15 protein-coding genes, 1 pseudogene and 1 riboswitch are annotated in these 18,589 nt (G+C 50.8%); of the genes and pseudogenes, 8 read left to right on the plus strand and 8 right to left on the minus strand.

Annotated elements, in window-relative coordinates:
* Nucleotide 1: 1 nt before the first annotated feature.
* The 7 genes from ligA to C7382_RS06145 all read right to left on the minus strand — a co-directional run bounded on the left by ligA (nt 2) and on the right by C7382_RS06145 (nt 8,283).
* Nucleotides 2-2,011, minus strand: a complete 2,010-nt coding sequence (gene ligA / locus C7382_RS06115; RefSeq protein WP_116679407.1) for an NAD-dependent DNA ligase LigA — start codon at nt 2,009-2,011, stop codon at nt 2-4.
* Nucleotides 1,999-2,529: a GNAT family N-acetyltransferase gene (locus tag C7382_RS06120; RefSeq protein ID WP_116679408.1), complete on the minus strand. Its 531-nt coding sequence runs from the start codon at nt 2,527-2,529 to the stop codon at nt 1,999-2,001. The genes ligA and C7382_RS06120 overlap by 13 nt, the downstream gene beginning before the upstream one ends.
* A 7-nt stretch (nt 2,530-2,536) precedes the next feature.
* Entirely contained in the window at nt 2,537-3,160 is a 624-nt protein-coding gene (recR, locus tag C7382_RS06125; RefSeq protein ID WP_116679409.1) for a recombination mediator RecR, read from the minus strand.
* Nucleotides 3,157-4,671, minus strand: a complete 1,515-nt coding sequence (locus C7382_RS06130; protein ID WP_116679410.1) for an Rne/Rng family ribonuclease — start codon at nt 4,669-4,671, stop codon at nt 3,157-3,159. Before C7382_RS06130 ends, recR begins: the two co-directional genes overlap by 4 nt.
* A gap of 311 nt (nt 4,672-4,982) precedes the next feature.
* Nucleotides 4,983-5,261, minus strand: a complete 279-nt coding sequence (locus tag C7382_RS06135) for an HU family DNA-binding protein (RefSeq protein ID WP_116679411.1) — start codon at nt 5,259-5,261, stop codon at nt 4,983-4,985.
* Nucleotides 5,262-5,352: 91 nt separating this feature from the next.
* Nucleotides 5,353-5,859, minus strand: a complete 507-nt coding sequence (nrdG, locus tag C7382_RS06140; protein ID WP_116679412.1) for an anaerobic ribonucleoside-triphosphate reductase activating protein — start codon at nt 5,857-5,859, stop codon at nt 5,353-5,355.
* A gap of 27 nt (nt 5,860-5,886) precedes the next feature.
* Complete coding sequence (locus C7382_RS06145) at nt 5,887-8,283, minus strand: anaerobic ribonucleoside triphosphate reductase (RefSeq protein ID WP_116679413.1); 2,397 nt, start codon at nt 8,281-8,283, stop codon at nt 5,887-5,889.
* An 86-nt stretch (nt 8,284-8,369) separates the two neighbouring features.
* Nucleotides 8,370-8,637: riboswitch (cobalamin riboswitch) on the minus strand.
* A gap of 529 nt (nt 8,638-9,166) precedes the next feature.
* On the opposite strand from C7382_RS06145, the gene C7382_RS06150 reads away from it, so the two are divergent.
* The 8 genes from C7382_RS06150 to C7382_RS06185 all read left to right on the plus strand — a co-directional run bounded on the left by C7382_RS06150 (nt 9,167) and on the right by C7382_RS06185 (nt 17,415).
* Entirely contained in the window at nt 9,167-10,048 is an 882-nt protein-coding gene (locus C7382_RS06150) for a hypothetical protein (RefSeq protein ID WP_116679414.1), read from the plus strand.
* Between the two features lie 233 nt (nt 10,049-10,281).
* Nucleotides 10,282-12,075 (plus strand): arginine--tRNA ligase, encoded by a 1,794-nt coding sequence (argS, locus tag C7382_RS06155; protein ID WP_116679415.1) that lies wholly within the window; start codon nt 10,282-10,284, stop codon nt 12,073-12,075.
* A gap of 4 nt (nt 12,076-12,079) precedes the next feature.
* Complete coding sequence (gene mnmA, locus C7382_RS06160; protein WP_116679416.1) at nt 12,080-13,165, plus strand: tRNA 2-thiouridine(34) synthase MnmA; 1,086 nt, start codon at nt 12,080-12,082, stop codon at nt 13,163-13,165.
* A 49-nt stretch (nt 13,166-13,214) separates the two neighbouring features.
* The gene (locus C7382_RS06165; RefSeq protein WP_116679417.1) at nt 13,215-13,982 is read left to right on the plus strand and encodes an exodeoxyribonuclease III; all 768 of its coding nucleotides are present in this window, start codon (nt 13,215-13,217) and stop codon (nt 13,980-13,982) included.
* An 18-nt stretch (nt 13,983-14,000) separates the two neighbouring features.
* A complete protein-coding gene (locus tag C7382_RS06170; RefSeq protein ID WP_116679418.1) occupies nt 14,001-14,927 on the plus strand; it encodes a hydrogen peroxide-inducible genes activator in 927 nt (308 codons plus the stop codon).
* A gap of 52 nt (nt 14,928-14,979) precedes the next feature.
* On the plus strand, nt 14,980-15,444 hold the full coding sequence (locus C7382_RS06175) for a single-stranded DNA-binding protein (protein WP_116679419.1): 465 nt from the start codon (nt 14,980-14,982) through the stop codon (nt 15,442-15,444).
* A 17-nt stretch (nt 15,445-15,461) separates the two neighbouring features.
* Nucleotides 15,462-16,790: a gliding motility-associated protein GldE gene (gene gldE, locus C7382_RS06180; protein WP_116679420.1), complete on the plus strand. Its 1,329-nt coding sequence runs from the start codon at nt 15,462-15,464 to the stop codon at nt 16,788-16,790.
* A gap of 25 nt (nt 16,791-16,815) precedes the next feature.
* Nucleotides 16,816-17,415 carry a 4'-phosphopantetheinyl transferase family protein gene (locus C7382_RS06185; RefSeq protein ID WP_116679421.1) on the plus strand — a complete coding sequence of 200 codons (600 nt, stop codon included), beginning with the start codon at nt 16,816-16,818 and terminating at the stop codon, nt 17,413-17,415.
* Nucleotides 17,416-18,257: 842 nt separating this feature from the next.
* Here C7382_RS06185 and C7382_RS06190 read toward each other — a convergent pair.
* Nucleotides 18,258-18,589: pseudogene (locus C7382_RS06190) on the minus strand (MobV family relaxase); the annotation flags it as partial.

The raw sequence follows: 18,589 nt of genomic DNA on the forward strand, positions 1-18,589 counted from the left end.
CTTATGCTTCGATCAAACGTAAAAATTCCTCCTCGGACATCAACTGTACGCCCAGTTTCTCTGCTTTCTCTCGCTTGCTCGGCCCCATATCGGTACCGGCCAGGACGAAAGAGGTTTTGGAAGAGACGGAGCCTGCCATACGTCCGCCGTTGGCTTCGACTATGGCTTTGTATTCGTCCCGACTGTGATGCTCGAAAGTGCCACTGATAACGACAGTCTTTCCCGCCAAGCGGTCGCCTGTGGGTGCTACGGTAGCCTCACCTTCCAGCTTGATACCGACCGCCCGGAGCTGCTCGATCATCTGTCTGTTCTGTGGCAGACTGAAGAAATGGAGCACACTGGCGGCAATTCTCTCGCCTATTTCATCAGTACGAATCAGCTCTTCGGCTGTAGCCGCAGTAAGGGCATCAATGGAAGGATGTGCACCGGCGAGCTTCTTCGCCACGGTCTCTCCCACAAAGCGAATACCCAAGCCGAAGAGTATGGCCGAATAGGGGCGAGCCTTGGAGGCTTCGATGCTGTCCAATAGTTTGGTGGCTGCCCGTTGTTTGAAGCCGGGCAGGCTCAGCAATTGTCCTTCGGTGAGGTGGTAAAAGTCTGCAACCGTGCGGATCATGTCGCGACTATAGAGCAGTTCGATGGTCTCGGGGCCGATATTGATATCCGCCGCCTTACGACCACAGTAATGTTCGAGTCGTCCTTTCTGCTGCTGAGGACACCCCTCGGCATTGGGGCAATAGTAAGCGGCCTCACCCTGCTCGCGTACCAAAGCGGAGCCGCAGTCGGGACAAACCTCCGTGAAGACTATGCGCTGGCCATCGATCGCCCGAGAATCGGTGTCCACTCCTACGATCTTGGGAATGATCTCTCCGCCTTTCTCCACATAGACATAGTCTCCTTCGTGGAGATCCTTCTCGGCGATGAAGTCGGCATTGTGCAGACTGGCTCTGCGCACCACGGTACCCGATATGAGCACCGGGTCGAGATTGGCTACCGGCGTGATTGCTCCCGTCCGTCCTACTTGATAGCTCACGTAGCGGAGTCGGGTGCGGGCACGTTCGGCCTGATACTTATAGGAAATAGCCCAACGCGGGCTTTTGGCCGTGAAGCCGAGCTCTTCTTGTTGGGCAAGGGAATTAACTTTCAGGACGATTCCATCCGTGGCGACAGGCAGGTTCAGGCGCTCTGTATCGAAGTGGTCAATGAAAGCATAGACCTCTTCCCGCGTGCTGCAGAGGGTGACGGCATCGGAAATCTTGAATCCCCACTCCCGCGCTGTGTTAAGCCTGTCGTAATGCGTCGTTGGCAATAGCTCGTCGCTATAAATATAATAGAAGTAGGCATCCAGATTGCGCGACGCCACGATGCGTGGATCGAGCTGCTTGATGGTGCCGGACGCGGCATTGCGCGGATTGGCAAAAGGCGGTTCTCCGGCAGCTTCGCGCTCAGAATTGATTCGCTCAAATTCCTTGAATGGGAGCAAGATCTCACCACGGACTTCCAGCAGACGGGGGTAATTCTCGCCACGCAGTCGCAGCGGGATGGAGCGAATGGTGCGGACATTGGCCGTGACATCGTCACCGGTAATGCCATCGCCACGTGTAACAGCACGCACGAGCGCACCGTCTTCATAGATCAGAGAAATGGAAAGGCCGTCAAACTTCAGCTCGGCCACGATCTCAAAGGGATGACCGCCGAGACCGTCTGCCACGCGACGGTAGAAATCGCCGACCTCGTCATAGTTGTATGTATTGCCGAGAGAGAGCATGGGACGCTCGTGCTGAACAGAAACGAATCCCTCTGTCTTGTCACTACCGACACGATGTGTGGGAGAGTCAGGGCTATCCCACTCGGGATATTGCAGCTCCAGCTCTTCGAGACGCTTCATCAGAGCGTCATATTCCAGGTCGCCGATCGTGGGAGATGAGAGGACGTAGTATCTATATTCGTGTTCGCGCAAGGAGCGACGCAACTCTTCTATCTGAAGAGCCGGAGAAACTATTTTTTCCATAACTGGTAAAGCAAAACATCGGAATAATCGCCACGGTGCCACATCCACTGGCGAAGCGTGGCCGTATGCTCGTAGCCGGCAGATTCGAACAGCGTCCGACTCGGCTCGTTTCCTTTTAGGATATAGGCTACAACCTGATGCAAACGTAGGTGTTCCAAGGCATAGCGAGTGACTAAGCGGAGTGCATCGGCAGCAATTCCTTCGCGACGATATTCAGGAACGACGAAGAGCCCTACGGATACCCGCTTGTGAAAGGGGTCGTACTCGTACAGATCAACGGCTCCTATCGGGCGATCGTCTTCCGGTGTACAGATAACAAGACGCATCATACCGGCATCCATCAAGCCTGCACTGCTCTTGTCAATATAATCTCTCAGCAGGCTTCGACTGACGGGAACAAGCGTATTGCCACTCTCGCGCAGCTCGGCATCATTTTCGCAACGATAGAGAAATTCTAAATCTTCAGGCTCCAAAGCACGAAGCCGGACGCGCTCAGTGGCAAAAAAATCTGGGTACATGAGATGATTAGAACTTGACGGAATCCGAAAAATCGGTACGGCTAAGGATAGAACGTCCGAGTGTAACCTCATCAGCATACTCGATTTCGTCTCCGATGGCAATGCCACGAGCGATAACACTGACACGTACGCCAGTAGCTTCCAGCTTGCGGAAAATAAAGAAGTTAGTCGTATCTCCCTCCATCGTAGTACTCAGCGCAAGAATAACTTCCTCAATCTCTTCGGCATTCACTCGTTCCACTAACGAATCTATCTGCAAATCTCCCGGCCCTATTCCGTCCATGGGAGAGATAACGCCCCCAAGCACATGATATAAGCCACGATACTGAGATGTATTCTCGATAGCCATCACATCACGGATATTCTCCACGACGCAGAGTGTACGCTGATCGCGGGAAACATCGGCACAGATGGCACACATATCAGTGTCACTGATATTGTGACATCGCTTGCAATAGATAATATGTTCGCGCAAATCGACCAGTGCAGAGGCAAAGAGACGAGTACTTTCTACCGGTTGTCGCAATAAGTACAAAGCCAGGCGCAGGGCTGTCTTGCGCCCCACACCTGGCAATGTAGCAAGTTGGTCTACTGCCTTCTCAAGCAGTCGGGAAGGATATTTCTGTGTCATTCATCCAAAATATCCAGCTCGTTGCCTTCGTAGTCGTAAAACTTATAGTCCAAGAATCCTAGACTTTCATCGGGGATAAGTTTGATCCCCTTGGCATACTTCAGCTTCCACTTCTTCAGAATAGAAGTAAGGAAACCCTTCTTGAGGTATGCTGCCACGTAGGGGTGTACGTGAAGGACAAATTGTTTGACTTGGTGCTTGTTGGCCATCTCAGCCACTTTCTCTTCCAACTGATCAGTGAAGAGGATGGAGGATTCCACCTTACCGGAACCCAAACAGGTGGGACAACACTCTTCGGTATGGATAACCATGGCCGGACGAACGCGCTGGCGAGTAATCTGCATGACACCGAATTTGCTCAACGGTAAGATATTGTGTCGGGCTCTGTCGGCCGACATCAGCTTAACCATGTGCTCATACAGCTGTTGGCGATGCTGGGATTCATTCATATCAATGAAATCCACAACGATAATACCGCCCATATCGCGCAAACGCAACTGCCGCGCCAATTCCTCAGCCGCAGCCATATTGACATCGACTGCGGTTGCTTCTTGTTCTGTACTCCCACGCGAACGATTGCCACTATTGACGTCCACCACGTGCATCGCCTCCGTTTGTTCAATAATCAGATAGGCACCGCTCTTGTAGGTTACAGTGCGACCAAAGAGTGCTTTGATCTGCTTCGTGATGGCAAAGTGGTCGAATATGGGCAGTTCGCCTTGATAGAACTGAACGATTTCCTCCCGTCCCGGGGCTATCAGTTCCACATAGTCGCTCATTCTGTCGCGGAAAGCCTTGTCATTGACAATGATCTTTTGGTAAGAGGGATTGAAGTTATCCCTCAGCAAACCCAGCGTACGACTGGCTTCCTCATAGATGATAGACGGAGCTTTGGCACGCAGAGCCTTCTTGATATTGTCGTCCCAACGACGGAGCAAGCTTTGTAGCTCTTTATCCAACTCCGAAGCACGTTTACCTTCAGCTGACGTGCGAATAATAACGCTGAAGTTCTTCGGCTTGATGCTGATGATCAGTTGTCGGAGACGTGCACGCTCTTCGGCCGAACGTATCTTCTGTGACACCGATACTTTATCGGCGAAGGGCACTAACACCAACGACCTGCCGGCAAATGATAGCTCGGCTGTGAGGCGTGGCCCCTTGGTAGAGATCGGCTCTTTGGCGATTTGCACCAGAATCTGCTGTCCGGCCTTGAGGACATCGGCTATCTTTCCTTCTTTGGGGAGTTCGCCTCCGATGGGTACTTTGGACAGAGGTGGGATTGTTTTGCTTTTTGTCATCATCTCCATCATCTTCTGCTGAGCTTCGAAAGTCAGTCCCAAGTCCAGATAATGGAGAAATGCGTCCTTCTTGTATCCTACATCTACGAAAGCAGCGTTGAGTCCGGGCATCACCTTCTTGACCTTGCCGAGGTAAATATCCCCCACAGCAAAGGAAAGGTTGCGCGGTTCACGTTGAAGCTCCACGAGTTTGCCATCCTCCAGGACAGCCATCGATACCTCTTTGGGCTTAACGTCGATTATTAGTTCGCTGTTCACTTAATGATTAGGATTGTCTGATGATTAGTAAATGTATGAAAGCAAAGACGGCCTGTGGGCGGAGCGGCACTGATACTGAATCAGACCACAAAGTACTCGCTCACAGACCGCAATGAATAACAAGAGAATCTATCTCTGTGTTACTTCTTCTTTTTATGGCGATTCTTCTTCAGTCTCTTCTTACGCTTGTGCGTCGCCATCTTATGTCTCTTTCTTTTCTTTCCGTTAGGCATAATGCTTGATGTTATTATTGTTAAACTATGATTTTAGTCTTGTTTCATCTGACTCATAAAAATCTTCGAAGGCTTGAACGCCGGAATATTCCTCTTCGGAATGATGATGGTTGTCTGCTTCGAAATATTTCGTGCCGTCTTCTCAGCTCTTTCCTTTACGATGAAGCTGCCAAAACCACGGAGATAGACATTATCTCCATCCGAAAGTGAGTCTTTGATCGTATCCATGAACGTCTCCACGACCTTCAGGGTAGTCTCTTTATCTATCCCTGTGGACCTCGCAATTGTGTTCACCACGTCAGCTTTCGTCATAATACTATGTCAGATTAAATGGTTGAGTTTCTTTTGTTTTAGGTGTGCAAATATAGTGCTTTTTCTCATAGCGGATTAACAACAACAGAATTTAGCGTTCCAGAATCGCATTATCACTCAGTCGGATAACACGCTGGTTCCTACTGCCGCGCCATCTCAGAGTGGGATCGAAGAGTTCCCTGACAAAAGGGCCTTCGACCAGTACGTCTATATATATAAGTGGTATAGCGAGAAGCGGGTCGGCCTTCAGTACCTCCAATGTATATCCGGTATAACACCAGATCGGAAGAGAACAAGACGTGCGCATCGTCCGAAGCAGACTGGCAAGCCCCGCCGGATTATAAAACGGATCGCCACCGGAGAGTGTGATCCCGTCCAACAGCGGATTGTCCTTGATTTCTTTGATGATCTGGCTGAGGATGGAGTCCGTCAGCAGTACTCCCGCCTCCGGATCCCAACTCTCGGGATTGTGACAGCCCGGACAAGCGTGCCTACAACCCGCCAAATAGATAGAGTAACGCAATCCCGGTCCATCGCAAATAGTCTCACGATAGACGTTTAGCAGTCTGATACCGTATGATTCGATGCTCTCGGACACCTGCCCAGACTTCTTCCCCGCGCTGCATTATTGGTGTTTGACCCTGTCGTGTTCTTCGGCCTGTTTGGCAGAGTTCCACGTATCGAGGCTTCCTGTCAGATAGCCCGTAATGCGACGCAGACGGGCGATCCTATCGCTGTTGCATACAGGACATTTGTCGTAAATAACGCCTTTGAAGCCACAACCCCTGCAAGTATCGACAGGATGATTAATGGAGCCGTAGCCGATGTGCTCATCCTTCATCATCTTGACAATCTTGAGAATAACCGACACATTCTTCTTGGCCTCCCCGTCCAGCTCTACATACGTGATGTGACCGCCACCGGTGATCGCGTGGAATGGGGCTTCGCATTTGATCTTTTCGGCTATGCCTATCGGCTCACGCACATCCACATGGAACGAATTGACGTAATAATTCAGGTCCGTCACTCCGGGGATGATACCATAGCGTTTCCTGTCCATCCGCGTAAAACGACCGGAAAGACCTTCCGCCGGCGTGGCCAGCACGGAGTAGTTGAGGTGATACTTACGCTTGTACTCCTGCGCCACGTCGTTCATCACCGACACGGCATCGTATAGCGTGTCCCATGCAACCTTATTATGCGCATGGCCTTCTCCGTAGATAGCGACCATCGCATTGTGTCCTCCGATGAATCCGATGCCGAGCGTACCGGAATTGATGACGTCGCCCACCTCCTGGTTGGGATCGAGTGCGGCACCACCCTTCCAGACATCATTGCCCATCATGAACGGGAACTGACGAGCCAGAGCCGTCCGCTGGTAGCAATAGCGATCGTAGAGCTGATCGGCAATAAGCGAAGCCATTCGTCTCACACTCTCCAAGAACAGCAGACGCGCCTCGCTGCGTATCGTTTCTTTGTCTCCATCAGGACAATTCTCTTCGGCCTCGTGACGCGCTTCGATGGCCAAACGGGGCAGATTCATGGACGTAAAAGAAAGATTGCCACGACCGACCGAACTCTTGATGCCGTTCACGTTGTCAAAGACACGTGTGCGACAGCCCATGGTTGCCACCTCGTAGAGATAACGTTTGGGGTCATCGGCCCGCCAATCGGCATGCTGGTTATAAGGCGTATCGAGGAAAACGAAGTTGGGGAATAGTGCTTTGGCCGTCGTGGCACAAGCCTTGAGGAGAAGATCGAAGTTAGGCGTTGAGAAAGTTATCTTGCCCTCCATCGCTTCGTCGAAGTGCTCCATGGCCAGACGCAGGTCTGCCTCGGAATAGTTCACGCCCTCCTTGACTTTGAAGATCTGAATCGGGAAAATGGGCACTTCGCCGTGCCCCAATCCCTCTTCGGTGGCGCGTAGCAGCTCCTCCATCACCATCCGACCCTCGGGCGAGGTATCGGTACCATAATTGATGGAGCTGAACACAACCTGATTGCCTCCGCGCGAGTGCATCGTGTTCAGGTTGTGGATGAAGCCTTCCATGGCCTGATGCGTTTCTTTACGCGTCTTACGGAAAGCTGTAGCAAGAGCGATCTCCACCTCTGAGCTCGAATAAGGGAAAGACGCCGCACATAATTCCTCATGCAGCCTCCCGGCTTCGTGAGGCGAGTCTGTCAAAAGCGGCACAAGATTCCGAATAGCCTTGGGAAGAGTCGTACTTAAGTCGGTATTGGTTGGCTCTCGGAGTTCGAGCACGAAGCGGAGACGCTCTATAAGATGCTTGACGAACGATTTGTACACACCCGGCGCCATGAAGAAGTCGAAGGCCGGTATGGACTGTCCGCCATGCTGTTCGTTCTGATTCGTTTGGAATATGATCGTTGCCAGTGTGGCATAGCTGTGTATGCTTTGCGGAGTGCGGATGCTGCCGTTCTTGGTACGGAAACCGCGCTCGTAGAGGTCGGCTATGTCGTACTGGACACAAGTGGTAGTCTTCGTGGGGTAGTAATCCAGATCGTGGATGTGGATGTCGCCCGTCTTGTGTGCGCGACTATAACGGAGCGGCAGGAGGTATTTGCTCGTATAGTCCTTGGTCACTTCCGAGGCGAAGGTCATCATCTGACCTGCAGGCGTATGCGAACTCATATTGGCATTGCCCAAATTCACATCGTTCTTCTCTATCGTCACGATGCCGTCCATCGTATGCTTGATGGAAGTGCGCTTGTCGCGCTCCACCGTGCGCCACTCGCGATAGATGATATACTTCTTGGCGATGAAAGGATTCAGGCGCATCAGCTCTTCTTCCACCCGGTCTTGTATCTGCTCCACGGTCACCTCTTCTCCGCTCTGACGAGCAAAGTCCGTTACCGACCGCACTATAGTCTCTATGCGGGCTGCCTCTTCGTGCCCCCCCCCTGCGCGATATGCTTTGATGATGGCCTGTCGGATCTTTTCGGGATCGAACGGCTGCACATGACCATCACGCTTTACGATGCGAAGGATTACCTCTTCCATTGTAATACGTTGTCTAAAGATTGAAAGTGAGAATTATTCTCTCAGTGCCGGGGAGACTCCTTTCCTCGAGGTTTTCTCTCCATAATTTATAGGCTGTCCGTGGGGCAGGTATTCTGGCTTGCTTCCATCTCTTTTTAGCGTCGCGCCTTCCCATTTGGCTCCTCCTTATGGATGGAGGATGTCTCAAACAGTGGCATAGTTTCGGAAAGCGACAAGAGTCGACGACCCCACTCGGGGATACATCGGCAGAAGCTCACAGCAGCGGGACTGCTCGGGATTTGCACCCGATTCCCTTTTGCACTCCACCCTACTTTGTAAGAAGCAGGACAGAGACCACCACGATGGGAGCAAAGGTATAGCTTTTTGCGATAAATCCAAATCATCGGCCCGCGGAGAATCAAAGACTACACCTCTGCCCATTATTGGTACGCCACCCCATCCCAAAGGATCGGTACTCAGTCAAGTGCAAATCAATGGCACACCTGTCACAAGCGCCCACTTCCTTGTAAAAAAGTATGCAGAAGTGTTAACATGTTCGATCTGCACTGTTTGCCGAAAAAGCTCGCGCCAAAAAGAAATTATTTTCACGCCATTTCTAAAAAGATTATGCGCCAAATTGGAAAAATTTTGGCGCGTATTCTCAAGCTATTTTGGCGCCATATTCACTTAGATTTTGACCCATAAATTCGAGAACTATGCCCCACCGCTTCAAGATCATCACAGAGAGTTAAAATAAGTATTCGGCTCAAAAGCTTGCAAATACGCTAACTTATGCCTACATTGCGTACTCGCAAACAACGATCGCCACGCCGAGGGGGACAGACATCTTACATTTAGACAAGTAAAGCGAACAAATACATCAACCATAAAACGTAATCAGAAAATGAAAAGAACATGGCTACTTATTTCCATTCTGCTCTTCGCCGGCATTGGCTCTTGGGCGCAGAAAAACAGTGTGGAAAGCGTTTATTCCGCAGGATTTGGCAAAATGAGAGGTGTATTGAAGAAGATGGTCGTCAGCCAGTACGAGGGACAAGAGGTGTGGGGCATCGAAAGCGACACTGAGAAGATCGTCCTTCTACAGTTCGATGGCACTCCCTATCAAGTATCCGATGCCGCTGTCATGTTATTCGGCTATGCACAAGAGGGAGACGAAATAGAAGTCGAAGGCCGCTATTCGGCTGCCAACGGTTGCTTCCTGGCACTTCCGGTACGCATCACCAAGTACAACGCCACCATCGAAGGAAAGGTAGATGCGATAGGCAACCCTGCCACGACGCTCCCCGTGCTTCCGGGTATGGTGGTCTGCATCAAGGACAGTGAGCAGGGCGATTTCATCATCGCCAATCAGCTGGGACTCTTCGCGATAGGAGGTGAAGATCCCACAGTGACGATAGGCAACCAGACGGTGTCCATGTACAGCGAGGTGCGGGTCATGGGAGCTATATCGGAGCGATGGAGCCTTACCGGAGAGCGCTATCTCGATATCTACCCCGACGAGTGCTATCTGCTGAGCACCAAGCCGGTGGCGGAAGCAGGAAGCATCCAAACGGTCGTAGCTAACGGGCAAGTAACTATCAACAGCCTCTCCCCGTTGAGAAGCATCACAGCCTGTGGTCTCGACGGCAAGCTGTGGCACAAAGCAGCACTGAGCGGAAACAGCACTGACTATCGTTTCAGTCCGGAACAAGGGAGCATCTTTATCCTCCTCGTGGAGACACAGGATGCCTATATGGCCCGAAAGCTGAACGCTGCTGCGCACTGAGCGGTTCACTCTTTCAGGATAGAATAAGTATCAACGCACCTCGTGTATAGCACATGGGGCGGGATATTTATGACCTTTCGAGCCAAAAAACCTACCTTTGTAACCATTATATAGGTGTAGACGAGACGTATCCCTCCACGACGTGCAATATGCACATACGCGGCCACACCCTTGAGCAAACATCAATCGGCCTACACCGCAGCTCAGAAAAAATAGAAATCGACAATAATTATATGTCCATCGCACTAAAATTGGAGAAGAGTGCTACCGCTGCAGTGAAGGCACTCTACGGCACAGAGCCCGCAGAAGGGCAAGTACAACTACAAAAGACCAAACGGGAATTTAAGGGACACCTCACTCTGGTAGTCTTCCCTTTCCTCAAACTTTCACGCAAAAGCCCCGAAGCAACGGCCGCAGAGATCGGCCAATGGCTGCTCGACAACGAGCCTGCTGTCACTGCAGTGGAGGTGGTCAAGGGCTTCCTCAACCTGACGATTGCTCCGAGTGTATGGCTCGACCTCTTCAATGAGATCCGAGCAGATGAAGCCTTCGGGCACAAAACCGCCACGGCGGAGAGTCCGCTCGTGATGATCGAATACTCCTCTCCCAACACCAACAAGCCGCTCCATCTCGGACACGTGCGCAACAATCTGCTTGGCTACAGCCTTTCCGAGATCATGAAAGCCAACGGCTATCGCGTAGTCAAGACCAATATCGTCAACGACCGAGGCATCCACATCTGCAAGTCCATGCTCGCATGGCAGAAGTGGGGTGAGGGCATCACTCCCGAGAAAGCGGGCAAGAAAGGCGATCACCTGATAGGAGACTTCTACGTACTCTTCGACAAACACTACAAAGCAGAGCTTGCCACTCTCATGCAGGCCGGCAAGAGCAAGGAAGAGGCCGAAGCCAAGAGCACCCTCATGGCCGAAGCGAGAGAGATGCTCCGTCTGTGGGAGGCCGGCGACGAAGATGTCGTGCGCCTCTGGAAGACGATGAACGAATGGGTGTACGAGGGCTTCGACGCCACCTACAAGAAGATGGGTGTGGACTTCGACAAGATCTATTACGAGTCGCAGACCTATCTCGTAGGCAAAGGCGAGGTGATGAGAGGACTGGATGAAGGTCTCTTTGTCAAGCATGACGACGGCTCGGTATGGGCTGACCTCACGGGCGACGGCTTGGATGAGAAACTTCTGCTCAGAGCAGACGGCACATCCGTCTATATGACACAAGATATCGGTACGGCCAAGATGCGCTTCGACGACTACCCGATCAACAAAATGATCTACGTCGTGGGCAACGAACAGAACTACCACTTCCAAGTGCTTTCCATCTTGCTCGACCGTCTGGGATTCGAGTTTGGCAAGGGATTGGTACACTTCAGCTACGGCATGGTGGAGCTGCCCGAAGGCAAAATGAAGAGCCGTGAAGGTACAGTAGTCGACGCTGACGATCTGATGGAAGAGATGATCGGTACAGCAGCCGAGATAGCCGCCGAAGCCGGCAAGGCTGCCGACATGGACGAAGCCGAAGCGCGCGAAGTGGCACGCATCGTGGGTTTGGGATCGCTCAAGTACTTCATCCTCAAAGTCGACCCTCGCAAGAATATGACCTTCAACCCGAAGGAGTCTATCGACTTCAACGGCAACACGGGTTCGTTCGTCCAATACACCTATGCACGTATTCGCTCTCTGATGCGCAAGGCTGAGGCAGCCGGTTACAACATCCCCGCCACATTGCCCACAGACCTGCAGCTGAGTGAGAAAGAGGAGGCATTGGTACAGAAACTGAATGAATATGCCGACGTAGTAGCCGAAGCGGGTCGCACCTATAGTCCGGCACTGATAGCCAACTATGTGTACGATCTGGTGAAGGAGTACAACCAATTTTACCACGACTTCTCCGTACTCAAGGAAGAGAACGAACAGCTCCGCGCTTTCCGTCTGGCACTGTCAGAAGTGATCGCCCGCACGATGCGTACAGGATTCTCCCTCCTGGGCATCGAAATGCCCGAAAGAATGTAAGCAGATGAACGTAGCGGCACTCGTATCCGGCGGAGTAGACAGCTCCGTAGTGGTCCATCGCCTATGCGAGGAAGGACATAAGCCTGCCATCTTCTATATCCGCATCGGTATGGAAGATGAGGACGGCTACATCGACTGTCCCGCCGAGGAGGATATAGAACTGACTACGCTCATTGCCCGTCGTTACGGCTGCCCGTTCGAGGTCATCGACCTCCACAAGGAATACTGGGAGCGCGTAGTGAGCTACACGGTGGAGACTGTACGCAAGGGACTGACGCCCAATCCGGATATGATGTGCAATAAGCTCATCAAATTTGGCTGCTTCGAAGAGCAACGCGGCTATCAGTTCGACCGCATTGCCACCGGTCATTATGCCACAACGGATACCTTCAATGGCAAAACGTATCTGGCCACAGCTCTCGACCCGATCAAGGATCAGACTGATTTCTTGGCACAAATCAACTTCGCTCAGGTCTCCAAGCTCATGTTCCCCATTGGGCATCTGATGAAGTCCGAGGTGCGCGCCATCGCCGACACCGTAGGATTGCCCAGCGCGAAGAGGAAAGACAGTCAGGGGATATGCTTCCTCGGCAAGATAGACTACAACAGCTTCATCGAGCGGTATCTGGGAAGAAAAGAAGGAAGAATAATCGAATTGGAGACAGGCAAGGTCATAGGTCGTCATCAGGGCTACTGGTTCCACACGATCGGTCAGCGCAAAGGCTTGGGACTGAGTGGCGGTCCTTGGTTCGTGGTCAAGAAAGATATCAAACGCAATATCATCCTCGTGAGCCGAGGGTACGACCCCGATACCCAATACGGCAAGACGATCGAGATGAATACTTTCAACTTCATCACCGAGGATGCTTATGAGGCGGAGCTTTGGTCTCCTGAAGGAGCTACTCCGGTGACCTTCAAAATCAGACATACACCCGAATTCACCCGCGGGCTCTTGTACAAAGACGAGAACGGTTACCGACTGGAAAGCGAGGAGCGCATCCAAGGTATCGCCCCGGGACAATACTGTGTCATCTACGACAGAGACCATCATCTCTGTTTCGGAAGCGGCATGATCACGAAAGGGCGGTAGGCCCTCCATACATATAATATATAGGCACCCCGACAAAAGAGCGTAAAGAATGAAAATCATCAGTTATAATGTGAACGGCCTCCGTGCCGCCATGAAGAAAGACTTGATAGGTTGGCTCCGCACAGAAGCCCCCGATGTACTGTGCTTACAAGAGACCAAGATGCAGAACGATCAGTTCGAGAAAGAGGAATTCGAGGCCTTGGGCTATCGATCCTTTCTCTTCTCTGCCAAGAAGAAAGGCTACAGCGGTGTGGCTATCATCACCAAACGCCAGCCTGACCACGTAGAATATGGTATGGGCATAGAGGAATATGATGCCGAAGGTCGTTTTATCCGTGCCGACTTCGGTGATCTTTCCATCGTGAGCGTTTATCACCCCTCGGGAACAAGCGGTGACGAGCGTCAGGCATTCAAAATGGTTTGGCTGGAACGCTTCCAAGCCTATGTGAATGAGCTGCGCAAAACTCGTCCCAATCTGATTCTCTGCGGAGACTATAACATCTGTCACGAGCCCATCGACATCCATGATCCTATCCGAAATGCAAAGAACAGTGGTTTCCTTCCCGAAGAGCGCGAATGGATGAGTCGCTTTCTGGCCGACGGGTATGTGGACACTTTTCGCCACACGCATCCGGAGTTAGTCCTCTACTCATGGTGGAGCTATCGCTTCCAGTCACGCAGTCGCAACAAAGGCTGGCGCATCGACTACTGCATGATAACGGACAACCTCACCTCTCAAATCACCGGAGCAGATATCCTCAACGATGCCGTTCATTCGGATCACTGCCCCGTAGTACTCACCATCGCCGAACCATAACATAAAGACCTCCGTCCGATGAACTTACAACAACTCGAATATGTAGCAGCGTTGGACAAATATCGCCACTTCGCCAAAGCAGCCGACCACTGCAATGTGTCGCAGCCCACGCTCAGTACCATGATTCTGAAACTGGAAGAAGAGCTCGGCGTGAAGCTCTTCGACAGAAGTCGACAACCGATAGAACCTACCCAGATAGGAGCATTGGTGATCACGCAGGTGAAGCAAATTCTCTACGAAATCAACAGCATCGGAAAAATAGTCGAAGAGGAAAAAGAATCGCTCACCGGCAAACTCAACATCGCCGTACTACCCACAATCGCCCCCAGCCTTCTACCTCGAGTACTGCCGATATGGAAGAAAGAACTGGCAGGTTTGGAGATCCACGTAACCGAGCTGCAAACCTCTCGTTGTCTGGCAGCTCTCCTGTCAGGGGAAATAGACATGGCGATCATAGCCTCCAAGGCCGAAACCGAAGGGTTAGAAGACGACCTCCTCTTCTATGAGGAGTTTCTGGGCTACGTGTCTCGGAATGAGCCACTGTTCGAAGAGACAGTAATCCGCACGACTGAAGTCGATGCACACAGGCTCTGGCTCTTGGATGAAGGACACTGCTTCCGTGACCAATTGGTACGCTTCTGCCAAATGAAAGGTCTGCACGAACGACAGACGGCCTATTCGGGCGGCAGTATGGAAGCGTTCATGCGACTGGTGGAGAGCGGGCAGGGCATCACTTTTATACCGGAACTGGCACTCGAGCAATTGTCTCACTCTCAGAAAGAGTTAGTACGCCCATTTGCCATGCCTCGTCCGGTCAGGGAAATACGACTGGCCATCAGGCAGGACTATTCCCGCAGAAAACTCCGTGACAGATTGGCAAATCTATTACGAGCAGCAGTGCCTACCTCGATGCATAAGCTGCAAACGGGACAGCATTTGGCCTAAACGTATCATATTATTACTATTTTTGCCTCATATCATTGGTTAGAAGTCGCTTATGTCTCTGAACAAAGTCATTCTGATAGGCCGCGTGGGCAAAGATCCCGAGATTCGGTACTTCGACAGCAATTCGGCTGTCGCAGGCTTTTCTTTGGCCACATCGGAACGAGGCTATAAACTGGCTAACGGCACAGAAGTCCCCGAACGAACGGAATGGCACACCATTGTGGCTTATCGGGAACTGGCTCTCTTTACGGAAAAGTGGATCAAGAAAGGAAACCTATTGTATGTTGAGGGGAAAATCCGTTATCGTACATACGTGGACAATACGGGGATCCGTAGACAAGTAACGGAGATCATGGCCGAGAAAATTAACTTCTTCGACAACGGCAACGCCTCTTATCGAGACGAAAACAGAGCGACACCTGCTTCTCCCCAGAGCAACAGTGGTCACACTTCGGCTCCTGTTCACGAAACAGAGAGAGAAGAAGGTGCGGAGCCTCCATCTGAGCTTCCGTTCTAACCCAAATCAAATAGACTTTGGATTTACATCTTATTACAGATTTCTTTGCCGGCATTCAGGTCAACCCCATAGGAGTGGCGGCTATTGTGGCCTTTATCATCGTTGCACTTCTCCTTTGTTGTTCGGCATTTATGTCTTCAAGCGAAGTAGCCTACTTCTCTCTCAAGCCGGCAGATCTGGAGGAAGTTCGCGAGCAAAATCACTCTTCTGACAAAGCTTTGTCCAGCCTCTTGGACAACTCCAATCAGCTCTTGGCCACCATCCTCATCGGGAATAACGTAGTCAACGTAGCCATCGTTATCATCGCCAATTACGCGATCGAGCACACTTTCGTCTTCTCCTCCCCCATTGCCGGTTTCCTCATCCAAACCATATTACTGACCACCATCCTCTTGCTCTTCGGAGAGATCCTGCCCAAAGTCTATGCACGCAAGAATCCGCTACAGTATTCTCGTTTCTCGGCAGGAGCCATGTCGGTCATACACTCCCTTCTGAATCCTTTCTCGAAGCTGCTTGTGAGAAGTACCGGCATCGTGACCCGAACCATCAGCAAGAAGAAGTACGACATATCCGTGGACGAACTCTCCAAAGCTGTTGCTCTCACCACCACCGAAGGAGAGCCGGAGGAGAAGGAGATGATCAACGAAATCATCAAATTCTACAACAAAACGGCCAGCGAGATCATGCTCCCCCGCATCGACATCGTGGACGTTGACCTGAGTTGGTCTTTCCGTAAGATGCTCGACTTCGTGGTGCAGTCGGGATACTCCCGCCTCCCCGTTTCGGACGGATCGGAGGACAATATCAAGGGAGTTATCTACATCAAAGACCTCATTGCCCATATGGACAAAGGAGATGAGTTCGATTGGCATCCGCTGATTCGCAAAGCCTATTTCGTCCCCGAGAACAAACGTATCGACGACCTGTTGGAAGAGTTCAGAGCCAATAAGGTCCACGTCTCCATCGTTGTGGATGAGTTCGGCGGCACCTGTGGTCTCATCACGATGGAAGACATTCTGGAAGAAATCGTAGGAGAGATCGCAGACGAATACGACGAGGACGAACTTCCCTACAAAGTCTTGGAAGACGGTAGCTATCTTTTCGAAGGAAAAACTTCGTTGTCAGACGTACGTTCTCACCTGAACCTGCCGGAAGATATTTTCGGAGCCTTGGGAGAAGAGGTCGATACCCTCAGCGGACTTTTCTTGGAGATCAAACAAGAGCTGCCCCACATAGGAGACATGGCCGACTATGCTCCCTTCCGTTTTCAAGTCACCCAGATGGACAAGCGTCGCATCATTGAGATCAAAATCTTCCCCTTCGAGCGCAATTGGGAAGCTCAATAGCCTCTACGCACATCACATTATCCTAATGCATCGATTGTCGGTAGATATTGCGGGCGTACTGATCGGACGATTCGACAAACTCTCCGACAAGAAGCGAGAAGACGAGAGAAGCAGAATAGCCTATCTCCTCCGCCAAGCAATTCCCAACGACACACCTGTACTCGACCATCTTCCTAACGGTCGCCCCATACTCTCATCGACACACAACATCAGCATCAGCCACACCGGACAGTGGGGTGCTATCTATATTGTCCCCCCCCCTTTCATTCCCGGGATAGATATCGAAGAGGTGTCGGACAGAGCCCTACGCGTTTGCGGGCGCTTCATGAACGACAAAGAGATGGAGCTTCTGACATCTGCATCTTTAGAGCAACAGCAACTCCTCTCCACAATAATATGGAGTGCGAAGGAAACTGCCTTCAAAATCTTCAATCCACCCGATGCAAACCTCCAAGCACGCTTCGACACCTCCCTTCCAAGCACTCTACCGTCCGAAGGGGACCTCTTTTCGTTCGGTCTCACCTACTCCAAGCCTTACCCCCCCGCTCTCAGCATCACCATCCAAGCCGTCTATACAGAAGGCATCGTCCTCACTTGTGCCCAATATGCACCCGCGATAGACTAAACAACCTGAGCAACCGCATCAAATCCAGGGTTGCTCTTTCGCGGGAAGAGTGTAGCAGACTATTTGTCAGCGGCAGAGAATAGTCTACAACCATGTCAAAAGCAAATCCTATACCCTTCGCTTGCTAAAGAAAGAATGGCTACTGAGAGGCAAACAAAGCAAAGAACAAATGTGTCCTTTATTATTTTTCGTTAGCGAACTATCTCGTTGGATAATAGAGCGTTACCGTTTTAGTATAGATAGACAGGTAACGATTTAGAAATGAGCGAAGTACACTGATACACAATATTTTGAATAGCCAAAGAACGCTCACGATTTCACTTGCAAAGATAACACTTTACATGGAAATATATTGGATTTGTTAGATATTTTTGTCTTGCTTGTTTAACATAGATTATAAGCAACAACCAATTCGGCTGATATAATGTATTTCAATTCCTTTCTATGTCATACGGCAGAAAGACCTGACAGATTGTCAATCTGTCAGGTCTTTTTACATGATCAGGCGTATTGTACAAGTTGCCAAGTAACCGCTTTCTGATCATAAGGAGGCATCCTATTCCCCATGGCTATCGGAGCCGTGGTTGATGGATAGCCTACAACTTTCCAAATTCCACTTTCAGGACAATTTTCGCCTGTCCTTGCAGTAGTTCCTATCGGTTTTCTCATTGTAAAAATGATTTTTAGTTAATAATGGTAAGACACCTGACCAGTCTTACTTTGGTCTCTCAATTAAAGGGTGAGTCCCCCTATGTTAGCAATATACAAGAAGCATGCCAATGTACACTAGTTCTTCGGTTTTCTATAGTATCTATTAGTATTAGATAGTCATTATTTCTGAATTATAGCCGTTGCGAGCGATTACGATTAATAAGCTGTTTCCATTTCTGTTCGCACCAATCGGCAATGGGAAGCCCGTTGATGGTGAGGAGCGGTCGTTTCTTCTCGTCCTTAACAATGCGAATTTCGCTGTCCTCTTCTGTAAATTCTCTCTTGTATAATCCCGAATAGGCTTTAGCTGTTCCTCGCTGGGGAACTTCCGTGCGATACATCTCCACTATTCTGTCGTCAGAGAAGTTCATCTTTCGGAGCACCAGACGGATATTCAAAAGCTGGTAGAAGCCACTGAAGAAACGTTTTATCCAATTTCGCTCATCCTCGTAAACCTGCACGG

It is taken from the genome of Porphyromonas loveana, from assembly GCF_003096695.1.
Taxonomy (GTDB): Bacteria; Bacteroidota; Bacteroidia; order Bacteroidales; family Porphyromonadaceae; genus Porphyromonas; species Porphyromonas loveana.

Bases quoted from the DNA above. Each gene is read 5' to 3' on its own strand.
- ligA (WP_116679407.1), bottom strand. From the start codon at position 2,011: ATGGAAAAAATAGTTTCTCCGGCTCTTCAGATAGAAGAGTTGCGTCGC.
- C7382_RS06120 (WP_116679408.1), bottom strand. From the start codon at position 2,529: ATGTACCCAGATTTTTTTGCCACTGAGCGCGTCCGGCTTCGTGCTTTG.
- recR (WP_116679409.1), bottom strand. From the start codon at position 3,160: ATGACACAGAAATATCCTTCCCGACTGCTTGAGAAGGCAGTAGACCAA.
- C7382_RS06130 (WP_116679410.1), bottom strand. From the start codon at position 4,671: ATGGCTGTCCTGGAGGATGGCAAACTCGTGGAGCTTCAACGTGAACCG.
- C7382_RS06135 (WP_116679411.1), bottom strand. From the start codon at position 5,261: ATGACGAAAGCTGACGTGGTGAACACAATTGCGAGGTCCACAGGGATA.
- C7382_RS06145 (WP_116679413.1), bottom strand. From the start codon at position 8,283: ATGGAAGAGGTAATCCTTCGCATCGTAAAGCGTGATGGTCATGTGCAG.
- C7382_RS06150 (WP_116679414.1), top strand. From the start codon at position 9,167: ATGAAAAGAACATGGCTACTTATTTCCATTCTGCTCTTCGCCGGCATT.
- argS (WP_116679415.1), top strand. From the start codon at position 10,282: ATGTCCATCGCACTAAAATTGGAGAAGAGTGCTACCGCTGCAGTGAAG.
- mnmA (WP_116679416.1), top strand. From the start codon at position 12,080: ATGAACGTAGCGGCACTCGTATCCGGCGGAGTAGACAGCTCCGTAGTG.
- C7382_RS06165 (WP_116679417.1), top strand. From the start codon at position 13,215: ATGAAAATCATCAGTTATAATGTGAACGGCCTCCGTGCCGCCATGAAG.
- C7382_RS06170 (WP_116679418.1), top strand. From the start codon at position 14,001: ATGAACTTACAACAACTCGAATATGTAGCAGCGTTGGACAAATATCGC.
- C7382_RS06175 (WP_116679419.1), top strand. From the start codon at position 14,980: ATGTCTCTGAACAAAGTCATTCTGATAGGCCGCGTGGGCAAAGATCCC.
- C7382_RS06185 (WP_116679421.1), top strand. From the start codon at position 16,816: ATGCATCGATTGTCGGTAGATATTGCGGGCGTACTGATCGGACGATTC.